This window comes from Pseudoalteromonas sp. MMG007 (assembly GCF_018100985.1).
Classification (GTDB): Bacteria; Pseudomonadota; Gammaproteobacteria; order Enterobacterales; family Alteromonadaceae; genus Pseudoalteromonas.
Genome location: NZ_JAGJEI010000011.1, coordinates 70,897 through 97,170, shown reverse-complemented (window position 1 = coordinate 97,170; position 26,274 = coordinate 70,897). Strand labels below are relative to the sequence as shown.

Below are 26,274 nucleotides of genomic sequence, written 5' to 3'. Positions count from 1 at the left end.
CTCAATACTGATCTAGTGCCACACACTATACCAATAGAAAGCCCAGCTTATTACTAAGCTGGGCTTTTAAATACATTAGTCAAGGCGCGTATTAATCAAGCATGTTACGCAGTACATATTGCAAAATACCGCCGTGTTTGTAGTAATCCCACTCTTTAGGGGTATCAATACGTACATCGGCACTAAAGCTTACCTTTTTACCTTCAGCATTAGTGGCGATTACACTTACTTCGTCAGTTTTATCGTAAAGGCCTTCAATATCAAATTGCTCTTGCCCTGTTAATCCTAACGACTCATAGCTTTCGCCATCTTTAAATTGCAGAGGTAAAACCCCCATGCCAATTAAGTTAGAGCGGTGTATACGCTCATAGCTTTGTGCGACAACTGCTTTTACACCAAGTAACAATGAACCTTTAGCTGCCCAGTCACGTGATGAGCCTGTACCGTACTCTTTACCGGCCAAAACAATGAGTGGTGTTTCATTTTTTTGATACTCCATAGCTGCATCATAAATACTTGCTAGCTCGTTTTCTGGCTGCATGCGTGTAACACCACCCTCGGTACCCGGTGCAAGCAAGTTTTTAAGCCTTACATTGGCAAATGTACCGCGCATCATCACTTCGTGATTACCACGGCGTGAGCCGTATGAGTTAAACTGCGCTTTTCCTACGTCTTTGTCTTGCAAGTACAAGCCAGCAGGGGCTTCTGCTTTTATCGCACCGGCGGGCGAAATATGATCGGTAGTTACCGAGTCGCCTAATTTAGCTAAACAGCGTGCACCTTCAATTGTTGGAACGCCTGGCGGTTCTACTTTCATGCCATCAAAGAATGGGGCTTTTTTGATATAAGTTGATTCATCATTCCAATCATAAAGTTTACCATTTGGAATTTGAATTTTTTGCCAGCGGCTATCGCCTTCATATACATTGGCATAGCTTTTTTCAAACATTTCTTTAGTTACCGTTTTTTGTACTAACTTATTTACTTCACTTACACTTGGCCAGATATTTTTAAGGTAAATATCGTTACCGTTTTTATCTTGCGCAAGGGGTTCGTTATATACATCTATGTCTGTTCGGCCAGCAATTGCATAGGCAACAACCAGGGGTGGTGATGCTAAAAAGTTCATTTTGACATCTTGGTGAATTCGCCCTTCAAAGTTACGGTTACCCGATAAAATTGAGCTTACAACCAGCTTATGCTTTTGGATCGCATCTGATATCTCTGTTGCTAGTGGACCTGAATTACCAATACAGGTTGTACAGCCATAACCGACTAAATTGAATCCTAGTGCTTCTAGATCATCCATTAAGTCAGCTTTTTCCAGGTAGTCTGTTACAACTTGAGAGCCCGGAGCAAGTGATGTTTTAACCCAAGGTTTTACATCAATGCCGAGTTGTTTAGCTTTTCTTGCTACTAAACCCGCTGCTAAAATTACACTTGGGTTTGAGGTATTTGTACAGCTTGTTATGGCAGCGATAACACAGGCGCCATCGTTAAGTTCAAACTCTTGTCCTTTGAACTTAACTTTTGCGGCCCCCATAAACTGCGCTTCTTCAACTGGCTCATCTGGGTTTGTGGCAGGGCCTTCGCTTTCAATGCGAGCTTGCTCTATATCACTTTTATCGCGGCGCTCCATGCGCTCATCTTGAAAGCCTTTTAAGTGCTGGCCAATAACATCGCCGGCTTTATCTAATGCTATTCTGTCTTGCGGACGTTTAGGCCCAGCAAGGCTTGGCACGACATCATCAAGTTTAAGTTCAAGGGTATCTGTATAATTAGCGTCGTCGCCATCGTTTCGCCATAAACCTTGGTGCTTGGCGTAATCTTCAATTACTTTGAGGTGTTTTTCATCACGGTTTGTTAAGCGTAAATAATTAATGGTTTCATCATCAATAGGGAAAATACCACATGTGGCGCCGTACTCGGGTGCCATATTAGCAATCGTTGCTCTATCTGCCAGAGGTAGGTCGGCTAGGCCGTCACCATAAAATTCTACAAACTTACCTACAACACCATGATTACGTAGCATCTCGGTCACTGTTAATACCAAATCGGTTGCTGTTGTTCCCTCAGGAAGGCGACCATTTAGCTTCATACCAACCACCTGTGGGATGAGTAAGCTAATGGGTTGGCCAAGCATTGCAGCTTCGGCTTCAATGCCGCCTACGCCCCAACCAAGAACACCTAAGCCATTAATCATAGTGGTGTGTGAGTCGGTGCCTACTAAGGTATCTGGGTAAGCGAACTTTTTACCTTTGCTGTCTTCATTAAACACAACACGTGCTAGGTATTCTAAATTTACTTGGTGAACAATCCCGGTTGCGGGTGGCACCACTTTTAAGTTATCGAATGCTGTTTGCCCCCAACGTAAAAACTCATAACGTTCTTTATTACGTTCGTATTCTAGCTTTGCATTTAAATCAAATGCGCCATCATCGCCATAGCCATCTACTTGCACAGAATGATCTATTACAAGTTCAGCAGGAGATAGTGGATTTATTTTTGCAGGATCGCCACCTAGTTTCTCCATAGCGTCACGCATAGCGGCTAAATCTACAATGGCTGGTACACCTGTAAAATCTTGCATAACAACGCGTGCTGGTGTGAAAGCGACCTCAGATGATGGTTTAGCTTTAGAATCCCAGTTCAAGAGGGCTTGAATGTCTTGTTCTTTTATATTTACGCCATCTTCGTTGCGTAGCAGGTTTTCGAGTAATACTTTGAGGGAAAAGGGCAGTCGCTTAGCTTTATCGCCTAATCCTTTAAGTGAGTGAATATGATATTGCTCGCCATTAATAGTTAGTTGATGTTCTGTTTCGAAACTATTCATTTTTTGCCCCTTTGGTAATTAGGTAAATTTCCTTGAAAAGATGACCTCTTTTATTTTCTTAATTGCAAAGTACATACCAGCATAATTAATGTGGTAAAAAGTGCGAAATTTGTACAGCAATAAGTATAGAGGTAATGGTGAAGAATAGTTTTTCAAGGGTGATAAAGGGCCAAATAATATTGGCCTTAATCTTAATTAGCCTAACCAGCTTTGTTGTTTGCCTTTGATACTTATATAAAGCAGGCCTATGGCAATAATAATAACTAAAATAGGCATAAATACAGCGCTTAAACCTAATAGCTCAATGCTATTTATAACAACAAAATTATAGTATTGCTGTAGCAAAATAGCGCTTAAAGACACTGCAAATATGGGTATGGCGAGCGCCTTTTTCATCAATAAAAGAATACACCCTAGTAAGCCTCCAAATACAGCTATAGCAAAAGCAATGGTAGACCAAAGAGGAATATTAGAATAGGCAGCTTGTTGATCTGTAGGCAGTTTACTTATCATTTCTGGGGTCATCATCACTTGCATCGCAAATGCGAACACACCTAATAAGTTCCAAATAAGCGCAGCCCAAGCAAGCGATTTTAACCAAGTGGGGGTAGACATGTTATTACCTTGTTTTTATTGTTATTTACGAGGTAATTAAAGAACATAAAAGCCAGCATTACAAGCTGGCTTTTATGTTTAGAGGCTGCGAATAACCTTGAAGGCTAGCCAAATGAAATTGGACGACGCCCTGTATTTTCATCTCTTTTAGGCTTTTTAGTGCGCTTACGCTTACTTTTTGCCGGTTGATTAGCAGTGCTTTGGGGGGTGGTTTTTGCCTCTGGTGTACTTTGCACTACTGCTCGCTCTGCAGGGATTGCATCTTCACTTAATGATAATTGAAAAAACTCACCATCAAATTCTAATACGTCGCCACTGTATAATTTTTTCCGTTTTATTGTACAAATTTCATGGTTAACACCCACGTAGCCTTCAGCGATTAGGTTTTTTGCTTGGCCGCCACCTTCAACTAAATCGAGTACTTTTAATAATTTACAAAGCTCTATGGGTTCTTCTTCTAATTCAATTTCTATGTATTCTTCGTTCATGTTAGTTCCAGTGGGGTAACGCATAGTCCCCTAGTATAAAGGCTTGTAGAGCATTTTGCACCAAAGCAAATACAAAACTGAGAAGGTAGTCGTTAATCAAGTTGAAACTTTTTAGCCTTTTCCTCTGTCTTTAAGAAAACTGAAGCAATTGCAGGTTAAGCTTTGCAATGACTGATTTTTATAGATGGCTCGCTAATTGCTAAAACTCTGGCGGATTAACTGATGTGTAATGTGTACATATAAACGGAGTAGAAAATGGGCGTAAGATTAGCAATGAAAAAAGAGCTGATGGGTTTAGATAATTCCGACATGTTAACTGCTGACGACGTAAGATCGCATCTAGCGAATTTAGTAAAGGAACAGGCACAACTTAGTGATAGCGGGTTTTCAGTTATTTCAAAATTTAATGATACGCACAGCCGTTTAATTAGTGGCGATCCGCTTAGAAAATCAAAGCTTGAATTTGAACGTCACCGTTTGTTTAATGAAGTTTTATACACTCGACAAAGTGTTGATGCATGGTTAGATAGCCAAACCAGTCATATCAATCAGTGACATTATTTAATTAAGTGCATTGCGATTAATAGTGCCTCCTAATAGACTACAGGTGTAAATATTGGAGTGTAACTACGAAAAATGGAATTTTAATATGTGCGTTGGCATTACTATTAGCTGCGTGCCAACAACCTACCGTGTATGTATTTAGGGAAAACTTGCAAGATGAGCAGCGTAATCAACTCGATGCTGCGCTCAGCGCACAAAACCTTCCTTATGAATACGTAGCGCTGGCAATTCCATCTAATTTTGGTGAAGCCACATTGCTCTTATCAAGCGATAAAATTTACCAAGAAGAGAGTGAGCAGTTAGCTATTATTATGCAAGAGCCAGGGCGTGTTGACCTTTGTGGATTGAAATTTGTTCAATCTAGGGGCGATTTAATTGCGGCGCGAGGTTTGTAACTTAGTGGGCTAAGTAAAAGCCGAGCAACAAAGAGTCAATCGTCCCTAGAAAGAACCCTTTGGGCAGCGCATGTTTGGTCTTTATGCTGCGTTATCGCCTATTTATGGGGAACAACCACACTACATAGGCTCTGCCTTGCTTAAATACCAAACAGTCTGCTGCAAATTCAACCACGAAAGGTCAACACGCCCTAGTTTATCAACCCGAAATTAACTACACCACACGATCAAATCACTTTTATGGTGATGGTAATATCGGTTTTTATTTAAAGAATGCTGATGGGGAAGACGCGTTCACTATGCCCCCTCGGTTACGAACAACCCATTGCAGCGACGATAGGTATAATGATTTATTGGTTAAATTTGCAAATGAAGATGTTGAATTTACATTACCAAGTGATGCAGTTGTGAGGCTCAGTTGGGAGTACTTGTATGGGTATGTTGTTATTTATTATAAAACCTATTCCCAGACATATAGCGATTCACAGCCACTTGTAAATACCCCCTTTGGTGCCAAGCCTTCAGATACTTACACGTATACTGCACACGTAAATAATCCCAGCTGGTTTGGCTGCTCATTACCAACTGTTTATATGGACTGAGCTAACCGTGAGTTTCTATGTGTTCACTAAGTTTAGCAATGCGCAGGCTCATACCTTCAATAATTCGGTCTTTAATTTTTTCGCGTATTACATTAGGCAAGCGAGTAAGTGCCTCTGGGGTAATGGCAAGTACTATGGTGTCGGTTTTAGCGCGAGCGCTGGTGCTACGCTCTCGGTTATTAATAAAAGCCCCTTCACCTATAAACTCACCCGGCTCAATAGTACCTAGCTCTAATAAGTGGTTATGCTTAAACACTAATAACGCACCACTTAATACAATATATAAACGTTTATCGTTATCGAACTGTTTAAACAAAAACTGATTTTGATTAACTAAATATAAAAGGCCAAACGATTCTAAAAGCACTTGGCGTTCACCAAGAGTGAAATCTTTAAAAAAGTGCAGCCTATTTATAATTTCCATTTGTTTAAACAAAGGAATATGTTCAATTAACTTCATTAATAACCAAAATTAACAAGGAGTGTTAGTTAATATTGCGCTCTTTTAATTTACGGGTCAACGTGTTGCGCCCCCAGCCTATTTTTATGGCTGCATCCTGTTTATGGCCAGAGCAATTAGCGAGGGCTGTTTTTATTAAGCGAGTTTCAAGTTGAGCTTGAATATCAGGCCATATGTTTTCTTTGCCTTGTTTAAGCTCTTGATTAAGCCATTGTTGAAATGCATCAAGCCAATCACCTTCTTGTTGAGTAGGTGAAGCATCAAGTATTTCAGGTGGTAAGTCTTGCTCACTTACAAGCTCTCCCGGTGCCATAACAGTAAGCCATCGGCATGTATTTTCTAATTGACGAACATTACCCGGCCAGTTAAATAAACGTAATTGTTCAGTGGCTTTTGGGCTTAAAATTTTGCTGTCTACTTGCAGGTCTTTAGCGCTTTTATGTAAAAAGTGCTGTGCAAGGCGCTCAATGTCTTCAGTACGTTCTCGAAGCGCAGGTAAGCGTAGGCGAACTACATTTAAGCGATGAAATAAATCATCCCTAAATTTACCTTGTTTTACTAAGTCTTCTAAATTTTGATGTGTTGCTGCAATAATACGTACATCTACTTTTATGCTTTGATGACCGCCAACACGATAAAACTCCCCATCGGCCAGTACGCGCAATAAACGTGTTTGTACATCAAGTGGCATATCACCAATTTCATCTAGAAACAGTGTGCCGCCGTTTGCTTGTTCAAAGCGGCCTTTACGAACGCTATCGGCACCGGTAAATGCGCCTTTTTCGTGGCCAAATAATTCAGACTCAACGAGCTCTTTTGGAATTGCGGCCATGTTAAGAGCAATAAATTGGTTTTCTTTACGCGGACTGTGATTATGCAATGCGCTGGCTACCAGCTCTTTACCAGTACCTGATTCACCATTAATAAGCACACTCATACTAGAGGCTGAAAGCTTACCTATGGCTCTAAACACTTCTTGCATAGCAGGTGCTTCACCAATAATGTGCGCGCTTTTAGGTGGAGCTTGCTTACGTTTTGTTTTTTTAGTGGAGTTTGCTCTGCATGCACTTTCTACCAAAGCTACGGCTTCGTTTAAATCAAATGGTTTTGCTAGGTATTCAAATGCACCTTTTTGAAACGCATTAACTGCTGAGTCTAAATCTGAATGGGCGGTCATTATAATAACCGGCAACCCAGGATTTTGCTCTGCAATAAGTTCAAGCAATGCCATACCATCCATGCCTGGCATTCTAACGTCAGATACTAAAACAGTTGGTTGGCTAAACTTTAATGCGCTCAATACATCTTGCGCATTAGCAAAGCTTTCCGTGGTAAACCCTGAGCGGGTAAGTGCTTTTTCGAGTACAAATCGAATTGATGCATCATCATCTACAAGCCAAACTGTTTTCATGAAAACTCCAAACATTAATCTGCAAAAGGCAGATAGATATTAAATTCAGTATGGCCAGGCCAGCTATCACATTCAATATAGCCATCATGCTGATCTATGAGTGTTTGCGCTATTGAGAGCCCTAAACCCGATCCACCTTCTTTGTTGGTGATCATAGGGTAGAAGAGCGTTTCACGTACACTAGGATCAATGCCTGGTCCGTTATCAGATATTTGGATCATCAAGGCTTTTTTAGGTGCTTTACCAGGGCGACGATGTTGATGATTAATGCGGGTTTTTATTTTTATTTCACCGCCATCTACAAGCGCCTGTTGAGCATTACGAACAATGTTTAATACAACTTGTTGTATTTTACCTTGATCAATGAATACATCAGGAATGCTCGGGTCGTAATCTTTAACCAAACTAATGTTAGAGCAATTGTCTAACGTACTGAGCTTAACAACCGACTCAAGCGATTGATGTATGTTGCCGTAAGATTTCTGCGGAAGTTGGTTTGGCCCTAAAAGCCTATCTACTAATTCGCGCAATCTATCTGCTTGCTCAATAATGAGCTCGGCACATTGATCTCTTTCTTGCTGATCAACCTCATACTGCAATAACTGCGCCGCTCCGCGAATTCCGCCTAAAGGATTTTTAATTTCGTGAGCCAGACCTCTAATTAAATTACGAGCAGCTTGATATTGATGCATTTGATTAGAGGCTTGGTCGTGTTTTATTTCGTCATCGGTTTGACGCCATTCAAATAAAATATATAAGGTATTGTTGAACTTGATTTGCCTTGTACTTACAGCAACCTTGGCATGACGAGAATCGCTGAAAACCACGTCAGCTCTATGTTGCTGGCAATCTAAACCCTCAATTAATGAATATTGTTCAATACGTTGTAAATCAATTGAATGGTAATTAAAAAGGCTATCAAAAGGTTGATCTAGTAAGCGTTTATTACCAAGCCCAAGTAGCTCGCTGGTACTTGTATTGGCATAAACAACCTTAAACTTTTTATCAAGAAGCATGATAGCTGTTGTTTGGTTTTGCCAAATAGCGTCGAGTAGCTCAGGGCTAAAATTTTTGTTATCAATCATGAATGCACCACTTTAGTGCGTTGGTATGTAAAAGCAAGTCATTTCACTCAAATACCTACAGCACCTATTAAGTAAAGCCACAGTTTACTTGCCAAGGTTTAACCCTTTTCGATGCATAAAAAATATACATGGCTGGCTAGTGGCAATAATTTGGTTTTTACTGTTAAACAGTTTTAGTTGAAGTGTGTGCTCGCCTCTTTCTACATTTCTGATTGCAAAGGTTGAGCTATCACTCGAGGGACCACTCGCTTTGCCATCAATAAAAAGTTGAATAGTAAAACCACTTTCAAAGCGTGGAGTTATTCGGCTAGTAACATAAACACTACCGGTATTTTCACGTATAGTTTGGTTATGCTCAGGCGAGGAAATGGCAATTTTAAACGCCGCTTGCTGAGGTTGGGTTGGCTCGTTAAAAACGTTATTACTAGGTGCAGGCATATTAAGATTTTGACTTGTGAGCTTTACCTCAGTAGCGCCTTTGTGGGGTGTGTCAGAGAACACTAATACGCCATTTTTATCTTTCCATGCGTATATTTTCTTTTCACCCGCATAACTATAATCACTTAATCCTAAAGAAATTAATAGTGATAAAATCTTGTTATTCACTCTGCAGCCCTGCATTTTTATCGGTAACTTAACTCTAGTGGAGTTTATAAATTTTACCATTAAAAAAGCCCGCAAAGCGGGCTTGAGAACACACATTTTTTAACAGCTAAATTAGCAGCTGTAGTACATTTCGAACTCAACTGGGTGAGTTGTCATGTTAAGCTTTTCAACTTCTTGAGACTTAAGACCAATGTAAGCGTCAATTAAGTCATCAGTGAATACACCACCTTGCGTTAAGAATTCACGGTCTGCGCTAAGTGCAGATAGTGCTTCGTCAAGTGACGCTGCAACAGTTGGGATCTCTGCCGCTTCTTCAGCTGGCAGGTCGTATAAATCTTTATCCATTGCATCGCCAGGGTGGATCTTGTTTTTGATACCGTCAAGGCCAGCCATAAGCATTGCTGAGAAAGCAAGGTATGGGTTAGCTGTTGGATCTGGGAAGCGTACTTCAATACGACGACCTTTTTCAGAAGGAACCACTGGAATACGGATTGAAGCAGAACGGTTACGTGCAGAGTATGCAAGCATTACTGGTGCTTCAAAGCCTGGTACTAAACGTTTGTACGAGTTAGTAGAGGCGTTTGCAAAAGCGTTAATTGCTTTAGCATGTTTAATAATACCGCCAATGTAGTAAAGCGCGTCTTCTGAAAGACCACCGTACTTGTCGCCAGCAAATAAGTTTACACCGTCTTTAGCTAAAGACTGGTGACAGTGCATACCAGAACCATTATCACCGACAACAGGTTTAGGCATAAATGTAGCTGTTTTTCCGTAAAGGTGAGCCATGTTATGAATAACATATTTCATCTCTTGGATTTCATCTGCTTTTAATACCATTGTATTAAAGCGAGTAGCGATTTCGTTTTGACCTGCTGTTGCTACTTCATGGTGATGTGCTTCTACCACTTGGCCTAATTCTTCAAGAACTAAACAGGTAGCTGAGCGCCAATCTTGTGAAGAATCAACTGGTGAACAAGGGAAGTAACCGCCTTTAACACCAGGACGGTGGCCAGTATTGCCGCCTTCGTAATCTTTATCTGAGTTCCATGCTGCTTCTACAGCATCAATTTTGTACATAGAACCTGACATGTCTGATTTGTATTTAACATCGTCAAATAAGAAAAACTCTGGCTCTGGGCCAAATAATACAGTATCTGCAATACCAGTAGAGCGCATGTAGTCTTCAGCGCGTTTTGCAACAGAACGTGGATCACGCTCATAACCTTGTAGTGTAGAAGGCTCTACAACATCACAACGAACGATTAGTGTTGTTTCTTCTGTGAATGGGTCTAATTTTACAGACTCAGGTACAGGCATTAGCACCATGTCTGATTCGTTAATGCCTTTCCAGCCTGCAATTGAAGAACCGTCGAACATTTTACCGTCTTCAAAAAAGTCTTCATCAACTTGGTGATGAGGAATAGATACATGTTGTTCTTTACCCTTAGTGTCAGTAAAGCGTAAATCAATGAACTTAACGTCATTTTCTTTAATAAAATCTAAAACCGATTGTGACATGTGTCCTCCAACTATTGGGTTTTATTATTGCTGCATAATTGCTTTGGTAATTAGTAAGCTGATTTTGTGCCATGATTGTAACTAGCTGTTTATGAATTGAAAAATTATAGTTGCATCAAAATGGAATATGCAAAAGCACCAAGTTGGTGCGTAAAAAATCCCTTTTGGTGCAAAATTTACAGGGTGTAATTTGCTGCTAATTTAATCGCTTGGAATTAGCATAACCTAAATGCAAAAGAGTGCCAAAAATATCTCTCAAATAGCAAAAAATGCTGTTTTTTAAAAAATAACTGAAATTTAATTCATATAATTGTCATATAAAAAACAGATACTTAGTAAAATTATTGAGAAAGTTTTCAAATTTATATTGGATAAACTTTCATCCATACCATTAATGAGGGATAATATGCGCCCTTTTAAATCCTATGCTGGGACATCTCGCGAAAGCGTGGATGAGTGCGTAGATCTTGCAGGATCAATGAGAATTTAATTTCTCTGAGTAAAAATATGAGCATCGAACAGTTAAGAAATATAGCGATTATCGCGCACGTTGACCACGGTAAAACAACATTGGTTGACAAACTACTTGAGCAATCAGGTACATTAGAAACACGCGGCGGTAACGAAGAGCGTGTGATGGACTCAAACGACATTGAGAAAGAACGTGGTATTACCATTTTAGCTAAAAACACAGCTATCTCTTGGAAAGACTACCATATCAATATCGTAGATACCCCGGGACACGCCGATTTCGGTGGTGAAGTTGAACGCGTACTTTCGATGGCTGACTCAGTATTATTACTTGTTGATGCTCAAGAAGGTCCAATGCCACAAACGCGTTTCGTTACGCAAAAGGCATTCGCGCAAGGCTTAAAGCCAATCGTCGTTATCAATAAAATTGATAAGCCAGGTGCACGCCCAGATTGGGTTATGGATCAAATCTTTGATTTATTCGACAATCTTGGTGCAACTGACGAACAGTTAGACTTTAAAGTAATCTACGCATCAGCTATTAATGGTTGGGCAACGCTAGATTTAGACGAGCCATCAGATAACATGGAACCTATGTTTAAGATGATCGTTGACGAAGTATCACCACCGGATGCAGATCCTGAAGGTGACTTCCAAATGCAAATCTCTCAGCTTGATTACAACTCGTATAAAGGTGTAATTGGTATTGGCCGTATTAAACGCGGTTCTGTTGAGACTAACCAACAAGTTACGGTTATCAGTGCTGATGGCACAACTCGTAACGGTAAAATTGGTTCAGTACAAAGCTACTTAGGCCTTGAGCGTATCGATACTGATAAAGCTTATGCTGGTAACATCGTTACTGTAACAGGTCTAGGCGAGCTTAAGATTTCAGATACGCTTTGTTGTCCTAACAACGTTGAAGCATTGCCACCACTAAGTGTTGATGAGCCGACAGTAACAATGACGTTCTCTGTAAACAACTCTCCTTTTTGTGGTAAAGAAGGTAAGTTTGTAACATCACGTAATATTCGTGAGCGTTTAGACAAAGAATTAGTGCACAACGTAGCACTTCGTGTTGCAGATACTGACAACCCAGATAGCTTCCGCGTATCAGGTCGTGGTGAATTACACCTAGGTATCTTAATCGAGAACATGCGTCGTGAAGGTTACGAGTTAGCTGTATCTCGTCCAGAAGTAATCTTACGTACTGTTGATGGCGTGTTAGAAGAACCATATGAAACACTAACTATTGACTGTGAAGAAGAGCACCAAGGTTCTATCATGGAGCAAATTGGTCTTCGTAAAGGTGAGCTTACTGACATGGCACCAGATGGTAAAGGCCGTATGCGTATGGACTTTATGATCCCAAGCCGTGGCTTAATCGGTTTCCAAACTGAGTTCATGACATTAACGTCTGGTTCTGGCTTACTTTACCACACGTTCGATCACTACGGTCCGCACAAAGGTGGTGAGCTAGGTGTTCGTAAGAACGGCGTAATGATTGCAAATGCAACAGGTAAAGCACTTACTAACGCATTATTTAACTTACAAGAGCGCGGCCGTTTATTCATCGGTCACGGTGTTGAAGTTTATGAAGGTATGGTTATCGGTATTCATAGCCGTGATAACGACCTTACAGTTAACGCACTTAAAGGTAAGCAACTTACTAACGTTCGTGCATCTGGTACAGATGAAGCACAAACACTTACACCGCATCTGAACTATTCACTTGAGCAAGCGCTTGAGTTTATTGCTGATGATGAGCTAGTAGAAGTTACACCTGAGAACATTCGTATTCGTAAACGTCATTTAACTGAGAATGAGCGTAAACGTGCGGGTCGTGCTCCTAAGTCATAATCTATTAATTTAGAAAAATGATTTTAAAAGCCGCTGTATTGCAAAATACAGCGGCTTTTTTGTGTTTGATAAAACATCTCGAAACTTTAAAGTCAAGGCTAGAGTCGCTTTTAGAAACAAAGTATTATTTCTAAGAATACGCTGCTAAATTGCTATGGGAGTTATTATGGAACTTGATGAAATAGTTTTAGGTGATAGAGCTATTGCAGGTTTTAAATCTGATTTTGAGATTGATGTAATTCAGATTTTGAAACATTTAAATACTTGTGAGACCGCTTTTAAAAATTTCATACTAACAAATGAGAACCCTAAATTTAAGTGGGTTCAAGAATATGTATTCTTGTCTTTAGAGACTTCTGTTACTTCATTGAGATTATTAGCCGAAGGACATATTAATGCCGCTGGGAATACGATGAGAATATCTTATGAATCTCTCTGTATGTCTATCTTGCTTTCATCCCCAGTAAGATTAAAAGTTGGTCGTGGTAAACAACAAAAAGAAATAGATTTTTATTCTGGCTATTTAAATAAAGATGCCTTCACTAAAGCACACTTATCAATTGATTTAGTAGTAAAAAATGCAAGCGTGTTAGGCGTTACATCGGGAAAAGGTTGGCTGAAACAAGCTAAAGATTTCTATAATGGTTATAGCCATGCTTCTGAAATTGTATTTTCTTCTTTAGTACTTAAGTCCGGTAAATCGATTATAGGTGGTGGTTATAATGAAGAGAAACGAGAAATAATTTCAGCTCATTTAAAGCAAATTCATAAATTAGCCACACAACTTCCAGAACTTATTAAGAAAATTTCTTTGCGTAACCAATTAAAATAATAAATAAAGTTATTCTTTGATAGGGTGTTTTTTCGTTGGGTTTCGCTGTGCTCAACCCAACCTACTTAATTATTTATTGGTGTGGGCTACTTACTTTTTGGCAGCAGGGTGATTTTGCCAAATACGTCGGCGTCTATAAATCCACGGTTTCTGTCGCCATTTACTGGCTGTACTTCGTGCGAACCCATAAAGTGCTCGCGCACGTCGCTACCATCGTTATCGCAATACGCTAGCATAAAGCCAATAACTTGTTTTTCTCTAAGCGTAAGTGGGGTGTTTACAGCGCCTTCTTTATAATCATTTGGGTAGAGCTTTATGGCTACTTCCCATGTGATGTTGTAAGGCGCGGTGGTATTGCGCTTCCAGTTACTGACTAGGTGGTCAGTATACAAGTGCGCTTTTTTATCAGGGCCATAATCGGCGGCTTGGTTATCAAGGCCGATATGGTACGCCAAAGCAGTGTGATTAAATTGATGGTTTCCACCGGATGCATCACTGTCTATAAATATTTCTAGCGCGTCGTCATCCCAGTATTTTACAGTTGGGTCTGGGTGCGTATCTATTAATACATCATCACTAATATCGGCTTGTAGATATAAATAGTTTTCATCCCATAATAAGCGATAGCGGCCTTTAAAGTCGGCGTCTGATGATGGCAGTGTACCATCCATTAAATATGGCATGTCATGCCAAGCTGCTTTATCCCAGGCGCTTTCTGATACACCATCTATAGTAATAGGGGTTGTAGTGTATTCAACATCAATAGCCATTACCGGAGCACTTAATAAACAGCTTATCGCTAATGCTTGTTTTTTCATGAATTTCTCAATTTATTATTTATATTGATATAACAATCATCCTAAAGCAGTTAAGCAAGGAGTTACAGTGAAATACTTTCGCCTTCGTTTAAAATATACAAGGGTGTTTTAGCATCCATTTTTTCTACCATATGTAATAGGCGTAGTAAGGCAGAGTGGCTAGTATGGTCGCCCATTTTCCAACTCGAGTTACCATATCCCCACGGTATCATTACTCTACAGTTAAGATCGTTTGCGGCGTTTAGTGCATCCTCTGGCGTTGTGTGCACGTATCGATACCAATCAGGGCTCTCTTCACTGTAATAAGACGCTATTGGCATTAAGCATATGTCCACATCACCATATTTTTGTTGAATGTCTTTAAAGTGCTTTGAGTAGCCGGTATCGCCGGCAAAAAATAAGGTTTTGTTATTTTGCTCAAGCAACCAGCCATTCCACAGATCTTTATCGTTGTCTTCGTAAATAAAGGGCACTATTACTCGGCTACTAAAGTGGTGAGCAGGTAAGGCATGAATAGTTAAATCGTTAATATTTGTTTTTGCATACCAAGCCATTTCGCTAATATTAAACCCGCCAGTAGGGAAGTTGTCGGCCATACCCAGTGGGGTTAAATAGCGGGGTTTATTACCGAGCTCCTCTATATCGGCTTTATTAAAATGATCGTAATGAATATGCGAGTACATCACAGCGTCTAAGTTTTCAAGTTCACTTTTTGTTAGCCAATCGCCGGGCTGCCTGTAAAACCCTGAAGCTAATCTAAAGGCTAAATCAACAGGTGAGTCATACTGCTCCTTAACCGGGTCAAATACTATTTGTTCCCCGTTAGGCGTGCGGATCATAAATCCGGCATGGCCAAGCCAGCGCACTGTGTATCCGGTATTTAATTGTGGCGCTACTTGCTCAGCGATATATTGGCAGTTTTCACTGCCTGTTTCGCACTGTAGTTTAGGACTCATTGGATAGCAGTCGGCTTCGCAGGTAGTCGGGTAAGTTTTTTTACCAGGATAAAGATTATGAAAGCGTCCTTTACGCTTGCCATCTTGATGCAGTGGAGTAATAGTATCTTCCCCTGCAATTACTTCAATTTGATTGGGTGTGTGGCACGCGCTCAGCAGCATACAGGTAGTGATGAGGCTAAAAGTGGTTAGTTTCATTGTCATAATTTAATTATTATTTTGTAAAAGTATAACAACAACAGCAGATTAACGAATAATTCAAAGGTAACAAAAAGTAACAACAAAAAAGCCTGCAATGGTGCAGGCTTAGTAAGCGGGTTTAAAGTAATTAGCCAGCGCTATTCATTTGCTCTATAAACTTGTTTGAATCGGCAATCGATTTGTTCATGTCATTCATGAGTACTTGAATATCACGTTTAAGGTTGGTGAACTCACCTTTTATTGCCGCTACTGCTTGAGCATTTAAGTTATGTTTTAAATATAAAACGTTGTCATGTAGCGACGTTAATACCGGCTCCATTTTGCTCTCTGCACTGCGCATTGAGCTAAGTAACTGGCCAAATTGACGCTGAGTAGCGGCTAGCTTTTTACTGCTTTCACGTTTAAGTGAGGCACTTTTATATTGCTCTAGCTCGTCGCTCCACTCGTCAAATAGTGCCTCAGCTACGTCTTCTACTTTATCAATGTTGTTTGATACGTCATTTGCCGCTGCTAAGCTCGACTCATAGTCGTCATTTAACTGGTTATAAGTGTCTTGCAGTTCGCCGCCATTAAAGTCAATAAGTGTCGTTAAGCGTTCAAGCGCAGATTTAAATTCTTCTTGCGACTCTTCTTGTGAGTCCTTAGTTTCTTCTACGCGGTCAATAAGGATGTCACGTTTGTGAACACCTACTTTTTCCATTGCAGAGTAGTAAGCTGATTGGCAGCCCGATAATGCCAACGTAAGTGCAAGCATAGACGCGCTGAGTAGTGTTTGTTTTTTCATTTGGATCCCTATTTACGTGTAAGTGCTGTAAATTGTGGTACTGATTGCTATTATAATCAAAACTCGATAAGCACAAGTCAATTGTATGAATGATAAGCTCTCCTATTACAAACAGCAAGTTAAGTCCTTTATGCGCCAGCAACCCGGCTGGTGGATGCAATATATAAATCGATGTATAGACGATCAAATAACGGTTAATGCAGGTTACCTTGCTTACGTAACGCTACTTTCTTTAATACCGCTAATTGCAGTAGGTGTCGCTATCTTTTCGGCGTTTCCTGGGTTTGAATCGACTCGCATGGAAATAGAGAGTTTTTTGTTTACTAACTTTGTGCCTACTTCGTCCGATGTCATTAAAGAGCATATTAGTTCTTTTGCGGGTAATGCTAATCAAATGACCGCAGTAGGTATTGGCTTTTTAGCGGCTATTGCATTGCTGCTTATCCGTAATGTTGATGCCACGCTAAACCGGATTTGGCGAATTAAGAAAAAGCGCCCAATGATGATCTCTTTTGCAGTGTATTGGATGGTATTAAGCCTAGGACCTGTACTACTTGGCGCAAGTATCGGTGTTACTTCGTATATTGTATCTTTAGTGTCGTTTGCTGATCAGGGAATACCTGGGTTTAGCGGCTTTTTGTTAAAGCTGGTGCCTTATGGTTTTTCGATGATTGGTTTTTTAATGCTATACACCTTAGTACCTAATACACCTGTTTCTATTAAAGCGGCTATACCCGGCGCTCTTTTTGCGGCTATATTATTTGAGTTAACTAAAAAAGGGTTTGCGCTTTATATAAGCCACTTTCCTTCTTATGAAGTAATTTACGGTGCAGTAGCAACTATTCCAATATTGTTTGTATGGGTTTATTTATCTTGGATTGTTGTGCTGTTAGGCGCCGAATTTACAGCGTGTATTAGCCCAAATGATATTGAAGATACTCCAGACATTGAACTGGAAGAAGAGCCACACTTAAAGGATACGCACTAAATGCAAGGGTTAATACAACGTGTAAAAAATGCCAAAGTAGAAGTTAATGACCAAGTTATAGGTGAAATTAGCCAAGGTATTTTATTGTTATTAGGTGTAGAAAAACCAGATGATGAGCAAGCAGCCGATAAACTATTGCATAAGGTTAGTAATTATCGAATTTTTACTGACGAAAACGACAAAATGAATTTGAGCCTAAAAGATATAGGTGGTGAGTTATTAGTGGTTTCGCAATTTACATTGGCAGCTAATACCAAAAAAGGCATGCGCCCTAGTTTTTCATCGGCGGCTACGCCAAGCCAAGCTAACGCGCTTTACGAGTACTTTGTAACTCAAGCTAAAGCACAGGGTATTAGCGTTGCAACCGGTGAGTTTGGCGCCGATATGCAAGTGAGTCTATGTAACGATGGACCTGTTACTTTTAACTTATCGGTTTAATTACCTCGTTTAGTCACAATAACGATATGATTAACAAAGCCTGCTATTTTATGCGGGCTTACTTTTACCCCAAACACATCCAATAGTAACTGCTGTAACTGGATTAATTGCGACTCATGTTGTGATAAAAAGTTAATAAATAGCATGCCATCACCGTTGAGCGCGTTATATATTTTTTGATAAAACGCATGTTCAAATAAGAATCGTGGTGCATCTATTTGGCTGAATAAATCAAGAATAATCCAGTCATTGTTATGCGCTTTGCTAAGCACATTTTGCGCGTCATCACACTGCACATCACTTTGGCTTTTAAGAGCAAAAAAATCTGTGTAGCAGGCAATTATATCAGCATTTTTTTCAACTGATGTTACCTGCGCTCGCGGGTAGGTGTGTTGTAGGTAATTACGTATGGCACCGCCGCCAAGGCCGAGTTCTAATACGCGTTTTGGCGGCGCTAAGGTTTGCCACTGCTTAGCCAAATAGGTTAAATGTGGAAATAGCAGCTGCTGTGGATTGTTTAGTTCTATCACCGATTGCAAAGTATCGTTAATCAGCAGCCAACGCAGCTGTTCATACTGGCGCACTTGTATGTGATCGCCTGCGTATTTATGCCAATAAACTAGTTGCCCAATATCTTGACTGTGGCTAATAAAGTGGCTACTAACTACACCCGTTGAAGGGTTTATAAAATCGCTCATAACGTTTAGCATAAACTAGCTGCCCCAAAGGGTAAAACAGTTATTTTTGTATTCGCTTACCAAAGTCGTATTGGCAGTGTTTAAAAGATGGAGTATGGTATTTGCCATAATAACCCCAATCAACTTAACCTTTAATTTTTGAATGTAAAAATATCCAGAACACACATTTAAGGGTTTTTCAGTTGGATTTCATGCCGTAGCCTTTATTTTTATTTACGGCTAACAACAGGAGTAAATATGTTTCAGGTAAGTACACCGCAAAGTAGTGAAGATTGGCAAGCGTATTATCAATTGCGTTGGGAAGTATTACGTGCGCCTTGGGGTGAACCTCGTGGTTCTGAACAAGACGATATGGAACAAGACTCTGAGCATCGCTTTATAAAAAATAACGAGGGTGATGTACTCGGTGTTGCGCGTTTACACTTTAATAACCACGAGCAAGCACAGGTACGTTACATGGCTGTTGCTGAGGGGAATCGTAATCAGCATATTGGTAGCCGCTTACTTCATGAACTAGAAAAAATAGCGTGGACACAAAACGCAGGCGAACTTGTTTTATTTGCACGTGAGCGTGCGCTGGAGTTTTATAAACGCCATGGGTATGAATTGCAAGAGAAAGCCCACCTAGCATATGGGGATGTGCAGCATTACAAAATGGTTAAACAAAAGCCCAGTGAGCCGGGCTGGTTTCGCCACCCAGATTGGACTCAAGTGCTACAAAATATTTGGCGTGAGTCAATTCCGATTAGTGATGCGATGGGGATTAAGGTAGAAAGTTATACAGATTGGCAGTTTACAACAAGTGCAGATTTAGATGCTAATTTAAACCTTCACAACACGATGTTTGCAGGCTCTATTTATAGTTTAGCTACATTAACGGGTTGGGGAGCAACTTATTTAGCACTTAAAGAGGCTGGAATTGAAGGTAATATTGTACTAGCTGATGCGAGCATTAAGTACTTAAAACCGCTTAATATCGACCCTAGAGGATGCGTAGATTTGCAGGCATGTAAAGGTAAACTTAGCGACTTAGAAAACGATGGTAAAACAAGTTACGTTGTGCCAGTTACTATTTTTGATGGCGACAACGTTGTTGCAGAGTTTGAAGGTGTGTTTGCCATTAAAAAGTAATAGCGAGCCTTTAATTACAAAAAAGCCAAGCACTTAAAAATTAAGGCTTGGCTTTTTTATAGGCTGATTTTATAACAAATCAGTTAATAATATACCTACACCTATTCGCTCAATATCAGCATTGTAATCAATTAAGCTCTCACCGTAGCCATTAAAGTATTGGGCATAACCACGTAAACGCCCCCACATTGGAAAAGACCAATCTAGCTGAATAGCCCCACGATTATCTGAATTTAAGTTATTACGAGTCATAAAGCTAAACTCATGATCGTGATAACGATACGCACCGCTAAATTCAAAGTAACCCATGTATTTGTAAATATCTGGGTTATCATCGCCATCGGCTTCTAATGGATCTTCTTTTTCATCTTCAGCTATTCGGTACCAAGGCTTAAAGCTAAATACAAAGCCGCGATTTTCCCAAACAAAGTTGGCGTAAATGCGGTTCCATGAACGAGAGTTAGGTTGGCTACGGCCATTTGATTGATGTGAAAGGCCAAGAGTAATAGCCATTTCATCACCCCAAAGTACATTTTCTTCGTCGAGGTAATTTACCCAAAAAATTTCTGGTTCGTAATTCGTTTCACGAAATGGAGAAGAAATTTCTGAGTTATATATTTGCCAATATGATTGTAAAGTAAAGCCAAAAAAGATGGATTGATCGTCGTCGGCAAAATCATCATAAAGCGGCACTTTAATAGAAAGCTGATATTTGGCTTCTAGATTATCAAGTGGTTCGCCATCTTGCTCATCGGTTAATTCGTCAAAGCCATCAAACGGGCGGTCGTTAGGGTGCGATACGTAAGACAGAGGTAAAATATAGTTACGTTTGTGTGGTGTAATTACATTGCGATTTTTTTTGCTAACTTCCTCGCGAGCTTGGCGTTTATCTAGTGCGGTAAGTTGTTTGTCTTCTTCAAGAGATGAGCATTTATTACGTAGTTGATCTAAGGTTTGTTCACCGTCGCCACCTATTACTTCGTTTAAAATACATTGTTTAACAAGCTCGATGTCGTCTGTTTGCTCATTTTCAGTTACTTCTTCTTGGGCAAAAGAGGGAGTGCTGAGTAAAGCCGTAAGTGTGATCCAGTAGCGCCAGCTCATTGTATTTCCTTTGTAAGTGTTGTGGATAGGTACGTTAATTTAAGTATAACGTCTTTTTACATATGTAACGGTGAACTTTTACTGAATTCATTACATAACAGGGTTTTTACGTTAGTTAATAATGGATCGATCAAAAGAAAAGCGGCCTAGGCCGCTTTTCTAATGTAAATTAATTTTAAAATTAATCTACTCTCACGCAATGAGAAGTGAAGAGCAATAACGTCTGCCGCTATAGCTCAAATGTGTTGGTGAAAAACTTATACAGTTCAGTTCCTTGGTTCACACTTGCCGAGGCAAAATGCAATATTGCAATAGCATCGCAATCTAAGCTTAATGTTTGCAGTGGCTGCTCGCTTAGGTAGCGCTCCATACGTAAAACATGTGCAATTGGCTCGCCTGCTTTAATATGCCCACCTAGTGGCGCTACATATTCAACCATGCCACCAATAGGCGCATAGTAGGCAAAATAGTCATCCAAATGACACGCATGACGGGTCATTTTCTCAGGTTGATGCGGTGCGTTAACCAATACATTTTTATGATTTAAGTAGCTTAAAATACTGTTTGCATCGTTGTGTGCTTCTTTTAAGTCTATTTTCTCTTGGCTACCTAGCTCTACTGTAAAGGCTTCCACCTGTACTTTAAAGTCTCTGCCTTTTGCTTCAAGTGCTTCACTTAGGTGCCACCATGGGCAAAAGCTTGCTTCATCCATTGCACCATCAAAGTCGCTTGGAATCAGCAGCACATGTTCAATATTAAAATAGCGGGCACTGTCGGTTGCATAGGTTGGGCAATATAAATGCTTGCTTGAAATTGGGCCCGTGTGTAAATCAAGTACTATATCGGCTTGGTGGGCTAGCTTTTGCAGGTTAAGCGCAATGCGTTTACCCGTATTGAGTAAATACGCGGGGCCGCTGAGTTTAGTATCTATTTCATCAAGTAAGGCTTGTTTAAAGTGATTTTTTAAAGCTGCGTCGTCGTACTGGCTATGATCTTTGGCAAACTGGGTCACTAAATCATTGTTGTAGTGATACATGCGGTTCCAGTTAGTGCCAGTAATTGGATCGAACCGTCCAAGGGTAAATTCCCCTGATTTTTGATTACAACCAATAGGGTTAGCGTAAGGTACTAAGGTAATATCACCTTTTAAATTTAGCTTCTTTAACTGCTCTAGCAACTGAAATATAACCGCGTTACCTTGTACTTCAGCGCCGTGCATATTGGCTTGAATATAAACGCTTGGCCCGCTGCCATCGCCTTTTAAGCGATACACAGGAATAGTAAGAGGTAAGCCGTTTGCTACTTCCCCGACTACAATGTTTTCTTGGCTGATGGGTGTTGTTATGCTCATATTTATTACCTTAGGTAGTGGCTGGCATCTTCAGCTTGGCGTACACACGTGAGCTCATCATTTTGTAAAATGTATTCTGCTGCCAGCTCATGGCATAAAAAATAAGGCATGCTTTCGGTAAAACCATAGGCGCCACATTGGCTAAACACCAGCCAGTCTTGCTCGTTTAAATCGCTTGGTAGGGTGTGCTCACCTAAGCAATCAAGGGCCGTACATAATGGGCCATATAGACTCATTGCCTGTTCTGGGGCAGTTGATTCGCGCAGTAACGCTGCAGGAAAGTCTTGGCTTGTAACTGCAGGGCGTAATAAGTGGTTAATACCACCGCTTAAAATAACTTGCTGCTGACCATAGTTTTGTTTGCTCTCAACGATGGGGTTAGCGTAATGACCGCATTCGCCCACAGCGTAACGACCAAGCTCCATCCAAAGCTCTTCAACACCTGCGTCTTTTTTAATTTTGGCAAGCGCGGTGATTAATCCATCCCATTCAAGAGTTGTCTCGTTTTGTGTATAAGGAATGCCTAAACCGCCGCCTAAATCGAGAATTTTAAGGTTTATATTTAAGTTATTAGCAAGAGTGGTAAGCGGTGCAATCATTTGCGACCACAGCGCGCTTAGCTTTTGCGTGCTAAGCATGTTGCCCCACTGAAATATATGTAGACCATCAAAATTGAGTGCTGGGTAATCGCCAGTATTTAATGCTTGCCATTCATCGCAGCCCAAACCAAATGGTGTAAGGCTGTCGCCGCCCAGTGGGTTTTTTTCACCTTCAGGCCAGCGTAATTGCACACGCAGTAAAACTTGCAGCTGCGTATTTTGCAGCTGCGCTTGTTGGTTTAACCAACGCACTTGGTTGAGACTTTCGGCAACAAAAATACGTACGCCGCGCTCAATAAAGTGTTTAATTTGTTTAGGGCTCTTTGCAGGCCCTGTGTTGAGCACGCGCTGCGAACTAATACCTTGTGCAAGGACTTGTTCAAGTTCACCTTTACTTGCTACGTCAAAGTTAAAGCCTGCGCTATCTAAGCTTTGAATAATCTTAGAAAGCGGGTTCGCTTTTACTGCATACCAAAGTTTTACATCGGTTTGCGCAACTAAACGCGCAAGATGTGCGTTTAGTTTATCTAAGTCGTAAACAAAAAAAGGTGTATCAAGTTGCTGTGTAAGCGTATTAACAGCGGTTTTGATTGGCGTGCTCAAAAAGCTCATTATCGTAAAACCTCTTCTAGCAATAATGATGCATCGCTTTGTTCGTCGCGGTATTTAACAATTAACGCACACGACATACTTAAGCCTTGCTCACGTGCCCACTCGTTAGACGCAGGGCGAGAGCCCGGTATTACAATTGCGTATTCTGGAATTGGCTCGCCTTTATCTAGCTGACGCTCGTTTACGCAGTCGTATACCGGAATGGTTGCAGATAAGCGCACGCCGGGTGCAAGTACAGCGCCTTTTTTAACGACTACGCCTTCAACAATGACACAACCTGCGCCAATAAACGCATCGTCCTCAACCACAACTGGGCTTGCACCAATTGGCTCAAGTACACCGCCAAGTTGAACGGCTGCGCTCAAATGTACGTTTTTACCTACTTGTGCACACGAGCCCACTAACGCGTGGCTATCAACCATAGTGCCTTCGTCGATGTATGCGCCAATGTTTACGTACGCTGGTGGCATAATAATAGTGCCTTTAGCTACGTAAGCACCACGGCGAACACTTGAGCCACCGGGTACCATACGCACGCCATCATCAGTGCTAAATTCTTGTGGTGCGAGATTGTGCTTATCTACAAAACCACCTGCAAACTCAGTATTTGAGCCATTTTTAAAGGCTTCTAAAATGCCTTGTTTTACTTCTACGTTAGCTTCCCATTGGCCGCTTTCGTTTTGTGATGCTGCGCGTACTGCGCCCGATTCTAAATTATTTAGTAGTTCTAACCAGCTCATTATAAAAACCTGTATTTAATGCCAAGATAAAATGGTGTCGTTTGCAGTGGTAATGCAATCGGTTTGCGTTAACTCAAGATGTGTTAAAGGTGGGCGCAGCAAAGGGCTACTTAAGCGGCCTTGTTGGTGCATTAACACTTTAACGGGAATGGGATTTGCAACAGCAAAAAGGCTATTAATAGCGCCAGTCCACTGAGCAAATAAATTAGGGTGTTGGCCACTTAGGCTGCGTTTTACAAACTCGTGCGTTTGCAAAGGCCATGCATTGGCCGCAACCGATACTAAGCCTTTTGCGCCAGCTTGTGCGAAATAGGGCATGAGTGCATCGTCGCCACTGTATAGCGCTAAATTAGGCGCGGCTTGTCGATATGCTTCAAATTGGGTGATGTTGCCACTGGCTTCTTTTAACGCCCACAGCTGTGGATGCGCTTGTAAATTTTCGATGGTTTGCACCGGAATACTTACACCGCTACGCCCAGGTACGTTGTATAACATACACGGGTGTGCGCTTTCGTTTAATAAGCTTTCGTACCAATGCGTTTGACCGATAGCCCCTGGTTTTGCATAAAGAGGCGAGCCCAGTAAGTAACTGTGAACAGGTAACTGATTACAATAGCTAACCCACTCTTTCTGTTGGGCTAAATTGCTACCGCCTACAGCCACCATAAGCGGTACGCTGGGCTTTAACTGGCACACGTGCTCAACAATGGCTTGTTGCTCTTTAAGTGTTAGCGCTAAGCCTTCACCTGTACTACCGAGTAGTAAAATACCGTTACGCGCGGCTTCTTGTTCGCGAACGAGAATTGTGAGCGTGTCGTAGTCAACATTACCTTGTTGATCAAACGGCGTAACAAGCGCTGTCCACAGTGCGTAGTTGTTTAAGTTGAAATTGTTGATCATCTCTTACGAACCTATAAGGTGTTCGAGATATTAAAGGGGCTTTATGATGTGAGCCGCATTAACGTCGTTCGAACAGTATTCGAAGAGCGAATGGGCTTAAAATAATAGGGCGCACGGCCTTATTATTTAAGACCAGAAGCTCTCCACCAAACTAATAAGCTGCTTAAAAAACAGCTCTTGGTGACAGTCGCTAGGATTCAACCTAGTCGCCCGAAGTAATTGCTTCGCAAAAGCGTTTACCTCTCGGCGGTATTCCCCTGGCGTATGCTCACTGGAGTTTGCGCTCCTAACATACGCTACCTGAATAACGCACCTCTTCTAGCCCTTTGTATTCGCTTAAAAGTAAAAACAAATACAATTTAAATAGGGTAATTGAGGCGATTAAAACATTTTAGCCATCTAGGTGTCAAGCTGCTAAATACAGATTAGTTCATCGATAATGGGGGTGGTTACGTATTGGCTGCTTTTCTCGTACACTAGACTCAAAGCAGAAGTAAGGCATTAATCAGATGGAAAAATTTAGCGATATTTATAAGCGAGCGGTAGAGCGAAAAGGCTCTGAAAAAATGCTTAAGTTATTACTCGCAAAACCTTTATCTAAAAAAGCGTTAAGCACGTTAAGTGATGACGACTGGCTTGAGGAATTTACTCGAAAAGTATTTCAAAGTGGCTTTTATTGGTCGGTGATAAACAGTAAATGGCCAGGCTTTAGAGAGGTTTTTTGGGAGTTTAGTGTTGATAAATTATTAATGATGCCGCCCGATATGCTAGAGCAAAAGGCAACGGATGATCGCATTATTCGTAATTATAAAAAAGTGAAAACGATTCCTGAAAATGCTTACATGATCCACGAAATAGCACAGGAACATGGCAGTTTTAGCAAGTTTATTGCTGACTGGCCAAGTAGCGATATTATTGGCTTGTGGGCGCATTTAAAAAAACAGGGCGCTCGATTGGGCGGCAATACAGGCCCGTATGCCTTAAGAGCGCTCGGTAAAGATACATTTTTACTTTCGCGCGATGTAGAAAGTTACCTAAGAGCGCATAAAATAATTGATGGTGGGCTGCAAACTAAAAAATCACTCACTGCTGCGCAGGCGTTTTTTAACGAAATGCAAAAGCAAAGTGGTTTAAGCCTGCAAGAACTTAGTTTAATTGTGGCCTATAGCGTTGGCGATAACCGAGTTGGCATACGGCAAAAGGCAGAGGATTAA

General features: G+C 40.8%; 24 protein-coding genes, 2 pseudogenes and 1 riboswitch. Of the genes and pseudogenes, 9 read left to right on the top strand and 17 right to left on the bottom strand.

Annotation, left to right across the window (positions count from 1 at the left end; all coding sequences use genetic code 11):
* Nucleotides 1–91: 91 nt before the first annotated feature.
* The 3 genes from acnA to J8L71_RS13380 all read right to left on the bottom strand — a co-directional run bounded on the left by acnA (nucleotide 92) and on the right by J8L71_RS13380 (nucleotide 3,936).
* Complete coding sequence (gene acnA, locus J8L71_RS13390) at nucleotides 92–2,833, bottom strand: aconitate hydratase AcnA (protein WP_211000970.1); 2,742 nt, start codon at nucleotides 2,831–2,833, stop codon at nucleotides 92–94.
* Nucleotides 2,834–3,028: 195 nt separating this feature from the next.
* Nucleotides 3,029–3,448 (bottom strand): hypothetical protein, encoded by a 420-nt coding sequence (locus J8L71_RS13385; protein ID WP_211000969.1) that lies wholly within the window; start codon nucleotides 3,446–3,448, stop codon nucleotides 3,029–3,031.
* A gap of 104 nt (nucleotides 3,449–3,552) precedes the next feature.
* Nucleotides 3,553–3,936, bottom strand: a complete 384-nt coding sequence (locus J8L71_RS13380; RefSeq protein ID WP_211000968.1) for an RNA-binding S4 domain-containing protein — start codon at nucleotides 3,934–3,936, stop codon at nucleotides 3,553–3,555.
* Between the two features lie 255 nt (nucleotides 3,937–4,191).
* On the opposite strand from J8L71_RS13380, the gene J8L71_RS13375 reads away from it, so the two are divergent.
* From J8L71_RS13375 to J8L71_RS13365, 3 genes and pseudogenes are all read left to right on the top strand, one after another.
* Nucleotides 4,192–4,491: a hypothetical protein gene (locus tag J8L71_RS13375; protein WP_211000967.1), complete on the top strand. Its 300-nt coding sequence runs from the start codon at nucleotides 4,192–4,194 to the stop codon at nucleotides 4,489–4,491.
* Nucleotides 4,492–4,583: 92 nt separating this feature from the next.
* A pseudogene (locus tag J8L71_RS13370) lies at nucleotides 4,584–4,817 on the top strand (hypothetical protein); the annotation flags it as partial.
* A gap of 269 nt (nucleotides 4,818–5,086) precedes the next feature.
* A pseudogene (locus tag J8L71_RS13365) lies at nucleotides 5,087–5,497 on the top strand (hypothetical protein); the annotation flags it as partial.
* Between the two features lies 1 nt (nucleotide 5,498).
* Here J8L71_RS13365 and J8L71_RS13360 read toward each other — a convergent pair.
* The 5 genes from J8L71_RS13360 to glnA form a co-directional block, all read right to left on the bottom strand.
* Nucleotides 5,499–5,957, bottom strand: a complete 459-nt coding sequence (locus tag J8L71_RS13360) for a cyclic nucleotide-binding domain-containing protein (RefSeq protein ID WP_211000966.1) — start codon at nucleotides 5,955–5,957, stop codon at nucleotides 5,499–5,501.
* A 25-nt stretch (nucleotides 5,958–5,982) separates the two neighbouring features.
* On the bottom strand, nucleotides 5,983–7,368 hold the full coding sequence (gene ntrC, locus J8L71_RS13355; protein WP_211000965.1) for a nitrogen regulation protein NR(I): 1,386 nt from the start codon (nucleotides 7,366–7,368) through the stop codon (nucleotides 5,983–5,985).
* 14 nt (nucleotides 7,369–7,382) lie between these two features.
* Nucleotides 7,383–8,453, bottom strand: coding sequence for a nitrogen regulation protein NR(II) (glnL, locus tag J8L71_RS13350; RefSeq protein WP_211000964.1), 1,071 nt, complete (start codon nucleotides 8,451–8,453; stop codon nucleotides 7,383–7,385).
* Between the two features lie 84 nt (nucleotides 8,454–8,537).
* The gene (locus J8L71_RS13345; RefSeq protein WP_211000963.1) at nucleotides 8,538–9,059 is read right to left on the bottom strand and encodes a DUF4124 domain-containing protein; all 522 of its coding nucleotides are present in this window, start codon (nucleotides 9,057–9,059) and stop codon (nucleotides 8,538–8,540) included.
* Nucleotides 9,060–9,170: 111 nt separating this feature from the next.
* On the bottom strand, nucleotides 9,171–10,577 hold the full coding sequence (gene glnA, locus J8L71_RS13340) for a glutamate--ammonia ligase (protein WP_211000962.1): 1,407 nt from the start codon (nucleotides 10,575–10,577) through the stop codon (nucleotides 9,171–9,173).
* A 507-nt stretch (nucleotides 10,578–11,084) separates the two neighbouring features.
* On the opposite strand from glnA, the gene typA reads away from it, so the two are divergent.
* Both typA and J8L71_RS13330 read left to right on the top strand, forming a co-directional pair.
* Nucleotides 11,085–12,908: a translational GTPase TypA gene (gene typA / locus J8L71_RS13335; protein WP_211000961.1), complete on the top strand. Its 1,824-nt coding sequence runs from the start codon at nucleotides 11,085–11,087 to the stop codon at nucleotides 12,906–12,908.
* Nucleotides 12,909–13,074: 166 nt separating this feature from the next.
* Nucleotides 13,075–13,740 (top strand): hypothetical protein, encoded by a 666-nt coding sequence (locus J8L71_RS13330; RefSeq protein ID WP_211000960.1) that lies wholly within the window; start codon nucleotides 13,075–13,077, stop codon nucleotides 13,738–13,740.
* A gap of 86 nt (nucleotides 13,741–13,826) precedes the next feature.
* On the opposite strand, the gene J8L71_RS13325 is transcribed toward J8L71_RS13330, so the two are convergent.
* The 3 genes from J8L71_RS13325 to J8L71_RS13315 all read right to left on the bottom strand — a co-directional run bounded on the left by J8L71_RS13325 (nucleotide 13,827) and on the right by J8L71_RS13315 (nucleotide 16,499).
* Entirely contained in the window at nucleotides 13,827–14,558 is a 732-nt protein-coding gene (locus J8L71_RS13325) for a CBM9 family sugar-binding protein (protein ID WP_211000959.1), read from the bottom strand.
* A gap of 62 nt (nucleotides 14,559–14,620) precedes the next feature.
* The gene (locus J8L71_RS13320) at nucleotides 14,621–15,712 is read right to left on the bottom strand and encodes an MBL fold metallo-hydrolase (RefSeq protein ID WP_211000996.1); all 1,092 of its coding nucleotides are present in this window, start codon (nucleotides 15,710–15,712) and stop codon (nucleotides 14,621–14,623) included.
* 130 nt (nucleotides 15,713–15,842) lie between these two features.
* A complete protein-coding gene (locus tag J8L71_RS13315) occupies nucleotides 15,843–16,499 on the bottom strand; it encodes a DUF2959 domain-containing protein (protein ID WP_211000958.1) in 657 nt (218 codons plus the stop codon).
* An 85-nt stretch (nucleotides 16,500–16,584) separates the two neighbouring features.
* On the opposite strand from J8L71_RS13315, the gene J8L71_RS13310 reads away from it, so the two are divergent.
* The gene (locus tag J8L71_RS13310; RefSeq protein WP_211000957.1) at nucleotides 16,585–17,487 is read left to right on the top strand and encodes a virulence factor BrkB family protein; all 903 of its coding nucleotides are present in this window, start codon (nucleotides 16,585–16,587) and stop codon (nucleotides 17,485–17,487) included.
* Nucleotides 17,488–17,925 carry a D-aminoacyl-tRNA deacylase gene (gene dtd / locus J8L71_RS13305; RefSeq protein WP_211000956.1) on the top strand — a complete coding sequence of 146 codons (438 nt, stop codon included), beginning with the start codon at nucleotides 17,488–17,490 and terminating at the stop codon, nucleotides 17,923–17,925.
* On the opposite strand, the gene J8L71_RS13300 is transcribed toward dtd, so the two are convergent.
* A complete protein-coding gene (locus J8L71_RS13300; protein ID WP_211000955.1) occupies nucleotides 17,922–18,635 on the bottom strand; it encodes an SAM-dependent methyltransferase in 714 nt (237 codons plus the stop codon). The two genes, dtd and J8L71_RS13300, sit on opposite strands and share 4 nt — an antisense overlap.
* A gap of 225 nt (nucleotides 18,636–18,860) precedes the next feature.
* Here J8L71_RS13300 and J8L71_RS13295 point away from each other — a divergent pair, with 225 nt between their 5' ends.
* Nucleotides 18,861–19,754 carry a bifunctional GNAT family N-acetyltransferase/hotdog fold thioesterase gene (locus J8L71_RS13295; RefSeq protein ID WP_211000954.1) on the top strand — a complete coding sequence of 298 codons (894 nt, stop codon included), beginning with the start codon at nucleotides 18,861–18,863 and terminating at the stop codon, nucleotides 19,752–19,754.
* 69 nt (nucleotides 19,755–19,823) lie between these two features.
* Here J8L71_RS13295 and J8L71_RS13290 read toward each other — a convergent pair whose 3' ends face one another.
* The 5 genes from J8L71_RS13290 to dapA all read right to left on the bottom strand — a co-directional run bounded on the left by J8L71_RS13290 (nucleotide 19,824) and on the right by dapA (nucleotide 25,060).
* The gene (locus J8L71_RS13290) at nucleotides 19,824–20,858 is read right to left on the bottom strand and encodes a phospholipase A (RefSeq protein ID WP_211000953.1); all 1,035 of its coding nucleotides are present in this window, start codon (nucleotides 20,856–20,858) and stop codon (nucleotides 19,824–19,826) included.
* Nucleotides 20,859–21,087: 229 nt separating this feature from the next.
* Nucleotides 21,088–22,209 carry a succinylglutamate desuccinylase/aspartoacylase family protein gene (locus J8L71_RS13285; RefSeq protein WP_211000952.1) on the bottom strand — a complete coding sequence of 374 codons (1,122 nt, stop codon included), beginning with the start codon at nucleotides 22,207–22,209 and terminating at the stop codon, nucleotides 21,088–21,090.
* A gap of 5 nt (nucleotides 22,210–22,214) precedes the next feature.
* Entirely contained in the window at nucleotides 22,215–23,420 is a 1,206-nt protein-coding gene (locus J8L71_RS13280; RefSeq protein ID WP_211000951.1) for a PLP-dependent decarboxylase, read from the bottom strand.
* On the bottom strand, nucleotides 23,420–24,160 hold the full coding sequence (locus tag J8L71_RS13275) for a 2,3,4,5-tetrahydropyridine-2,6-dicarboxylate N-succinyltransferase (RefSeq protein WP_211000950.1): 741 nt from the start codon (nucleotides 24,158–24,160) through the stop codon (nucleotides 23,420–23,422). The genes J8L71_RS13280 and J8L71_RS13275 overlap by 1 nt, the downstream gene beginning before the upstream one ends.
* 15 nt (nucleotides 24,161–24,175) lie before the next feature.
* Nucleotides 24,176–25,060, bottom strand: a complete 885-nt coding sequence (dapA, locus tag J8L71_RS13270) for a 4-hydroxy-tetrahydrodipicolinate synthase (protein WP_211000949.1) — start codon at nucleotides 25,058–25,060, stop codon at nucleotides 24,176–24,178.
* Between the two features lie 128 nt (nucleotides 25,061–25,188).
* Nucleotides 25,189–25,386: riboswitch (Lysine riboswitch) on the bottom strand.
* 183 nt (nucleotides 25,387–25,569) lie between these two features.
* Between dapA and J8L71_RS13265 the strand changes: the two genes are divergently transcribed.
* Nucleotides 25,570–26,274, top strand: coding sequence for a DNA-3-methyladenine glycosylase I (locus J8L71_RS13265; RefSeq protein ID WP_211000948.1), 705 nt, complete (start codon nucleotides 25,570–25,572; stop codon nucleotides 26,272–26,274).

Coding starts and splice junctions, on each gene's coding strand:
- J8L71_RS13295 (WP_211000954.1), top strand. CDS start 18,861: ATGTTTCAGGTAAGTACACCGCAAAGTAGTGAAGATTGGCAAGCGTAT.
- J8L71_RS13385 (WP_211000969.1), bottom strand. CDS start 3,448: ATGTCTACCCCCACTTGGTTAAAATCGCTTGCTTGGGCTGCGCTTATT.
- J8L71_RS13280 (WP_211000951.1), bottom strand. CDS start 23,420: ATGAGCTTTTTGAGCACGCCAATCAAAACCGCTGTTAATACGCTTACA.
- J8L71_RS13320 (WP_211000996.1), bottom strand. CDS start 15,712: ATGAAACTAACCACTTTTAGCCTCATCACTACCTGTATGCTGCTGAGC.
- glnL (WP_211000964.1), bottom strand. CDS start 8,453: ATGATTGATAACAAAAATTTTAGCCCTGAGCTACTCGACGCTATTTGG.
- J8L71_RS13290 (WP_211000953.1), bottom strand. CDS start 20,858: ATGAGCTGGCGCTACTGGATCACACTTACGGCTTTACTCAGCACTCCC.
- J8L71_RS13285 (WP_211000952.1), bottom strand. CDS start 22,209: ATGAGCATAACAACACCCATCAGCCAAGAAAACATTGTAGTCGGGGAA.
- dapA (WP_211000949.1), bottom strand. CDS start 25,060: ATGATCAACAATTTCAACTTAAACAACTACGCACTGTGGACAGCGCTT.
- acnA (WP_211000970.1), bottom strand. CDS start 2,833: ATGAATAGTTTCGAAACAGAACATCAACTAACTATTAATGGCGAGCAA.
- J8L71_RS13360 (WP_211000966.1), bottom strand. CDS start 5,957: ATGAAGTTAATTGAACATATTCCTTTGTTTAAACAAATGGAAATTATA.
- J8L71_RS13300 (WP_211000955.1), bottom strand. CDS start 18,635: ATGCTAAACGTTATGAGCGATTTTATAAACCCTTCAACGGGTGTAGTT.
- J8L71_RS13380 (WP_211000968.1), bottom strand. CDS start 3,936: ATGAACGAAGAATACATAGAAATTGAATTAGAAGAAGAACCCATAGAG.
- J8L71_RS13375 (WP_211000967.1), top strand. CDS start 4,192: ATGGGCGTAAGATTAGCAATGAAAAAAGAGCTGATGGGTTTAGATAAT.
- J8L71_RS13265 (WP_211000948.1), top strand. CDS start 25,570: ATGGAAAAATTTAGCGATATTTATAAGCGAGCGGTAGAGCGAAAAGGC.
- J8L71_RS13315 (WP_211000958.1), bottom strand. CDS start 16,499: ATGAAAAAACAAACACTACTCAGCGCGTCTATGCTTGCACTTACGTTG.
- ntrC (WP_211000965.1), bottom strand. CDS start 7,368: ATGAAAACAGTTTGGCTTGTAGATGATGATGCATCAATTCGATTTGTA.
- J8L71_RS13275 (WP_211000950.1), bottom strand. CDS start 24,160: ATGAGCTGGTTAGAACTACTAAATAATTTAGAATCGGGCGCAGTACGC.
- glnA (WP_211000962.1), bottom strand. CDS start 10,577: ATGTCACAATCGGTTTTAGATTTTATTAAAGAAAATGACGTTAAGTTC.
- dtd (WP_211000956.1), top strand. CDS start 17,488: ATGCAAGGGTTAATACAACGTGTAAAAAATGCCAAAGTAGAAGTTAAT.
- J8L71_RS13325 (WP_211000959.1), bottom strand. CDS start 14,558: ATGAAAAAACAAGCATTAGCGATAAGCTGTTTATTAAGTGCTCCGGTA.
- typA (WP_211000961.1), top strand. CDS start 11,085: ATGAGCATCGAACAGTTAAGAAATATAGCGATTATCGCGCACGTTGAC.
- J8L71_RS13330 (WP_211000960.1), top strand. CDS start 13,075: ATGGAACTTGATGAAATAGTTTTAGGTGATAGAGCTATTGCAGGTTTT.
- J8L71_RS13310 (WP_211000957.1), top strand. CDS start 16,585: ATGAATGATAAGCTCTCCTATTACAAACAGCAAGTTAAGTCCTTTATG.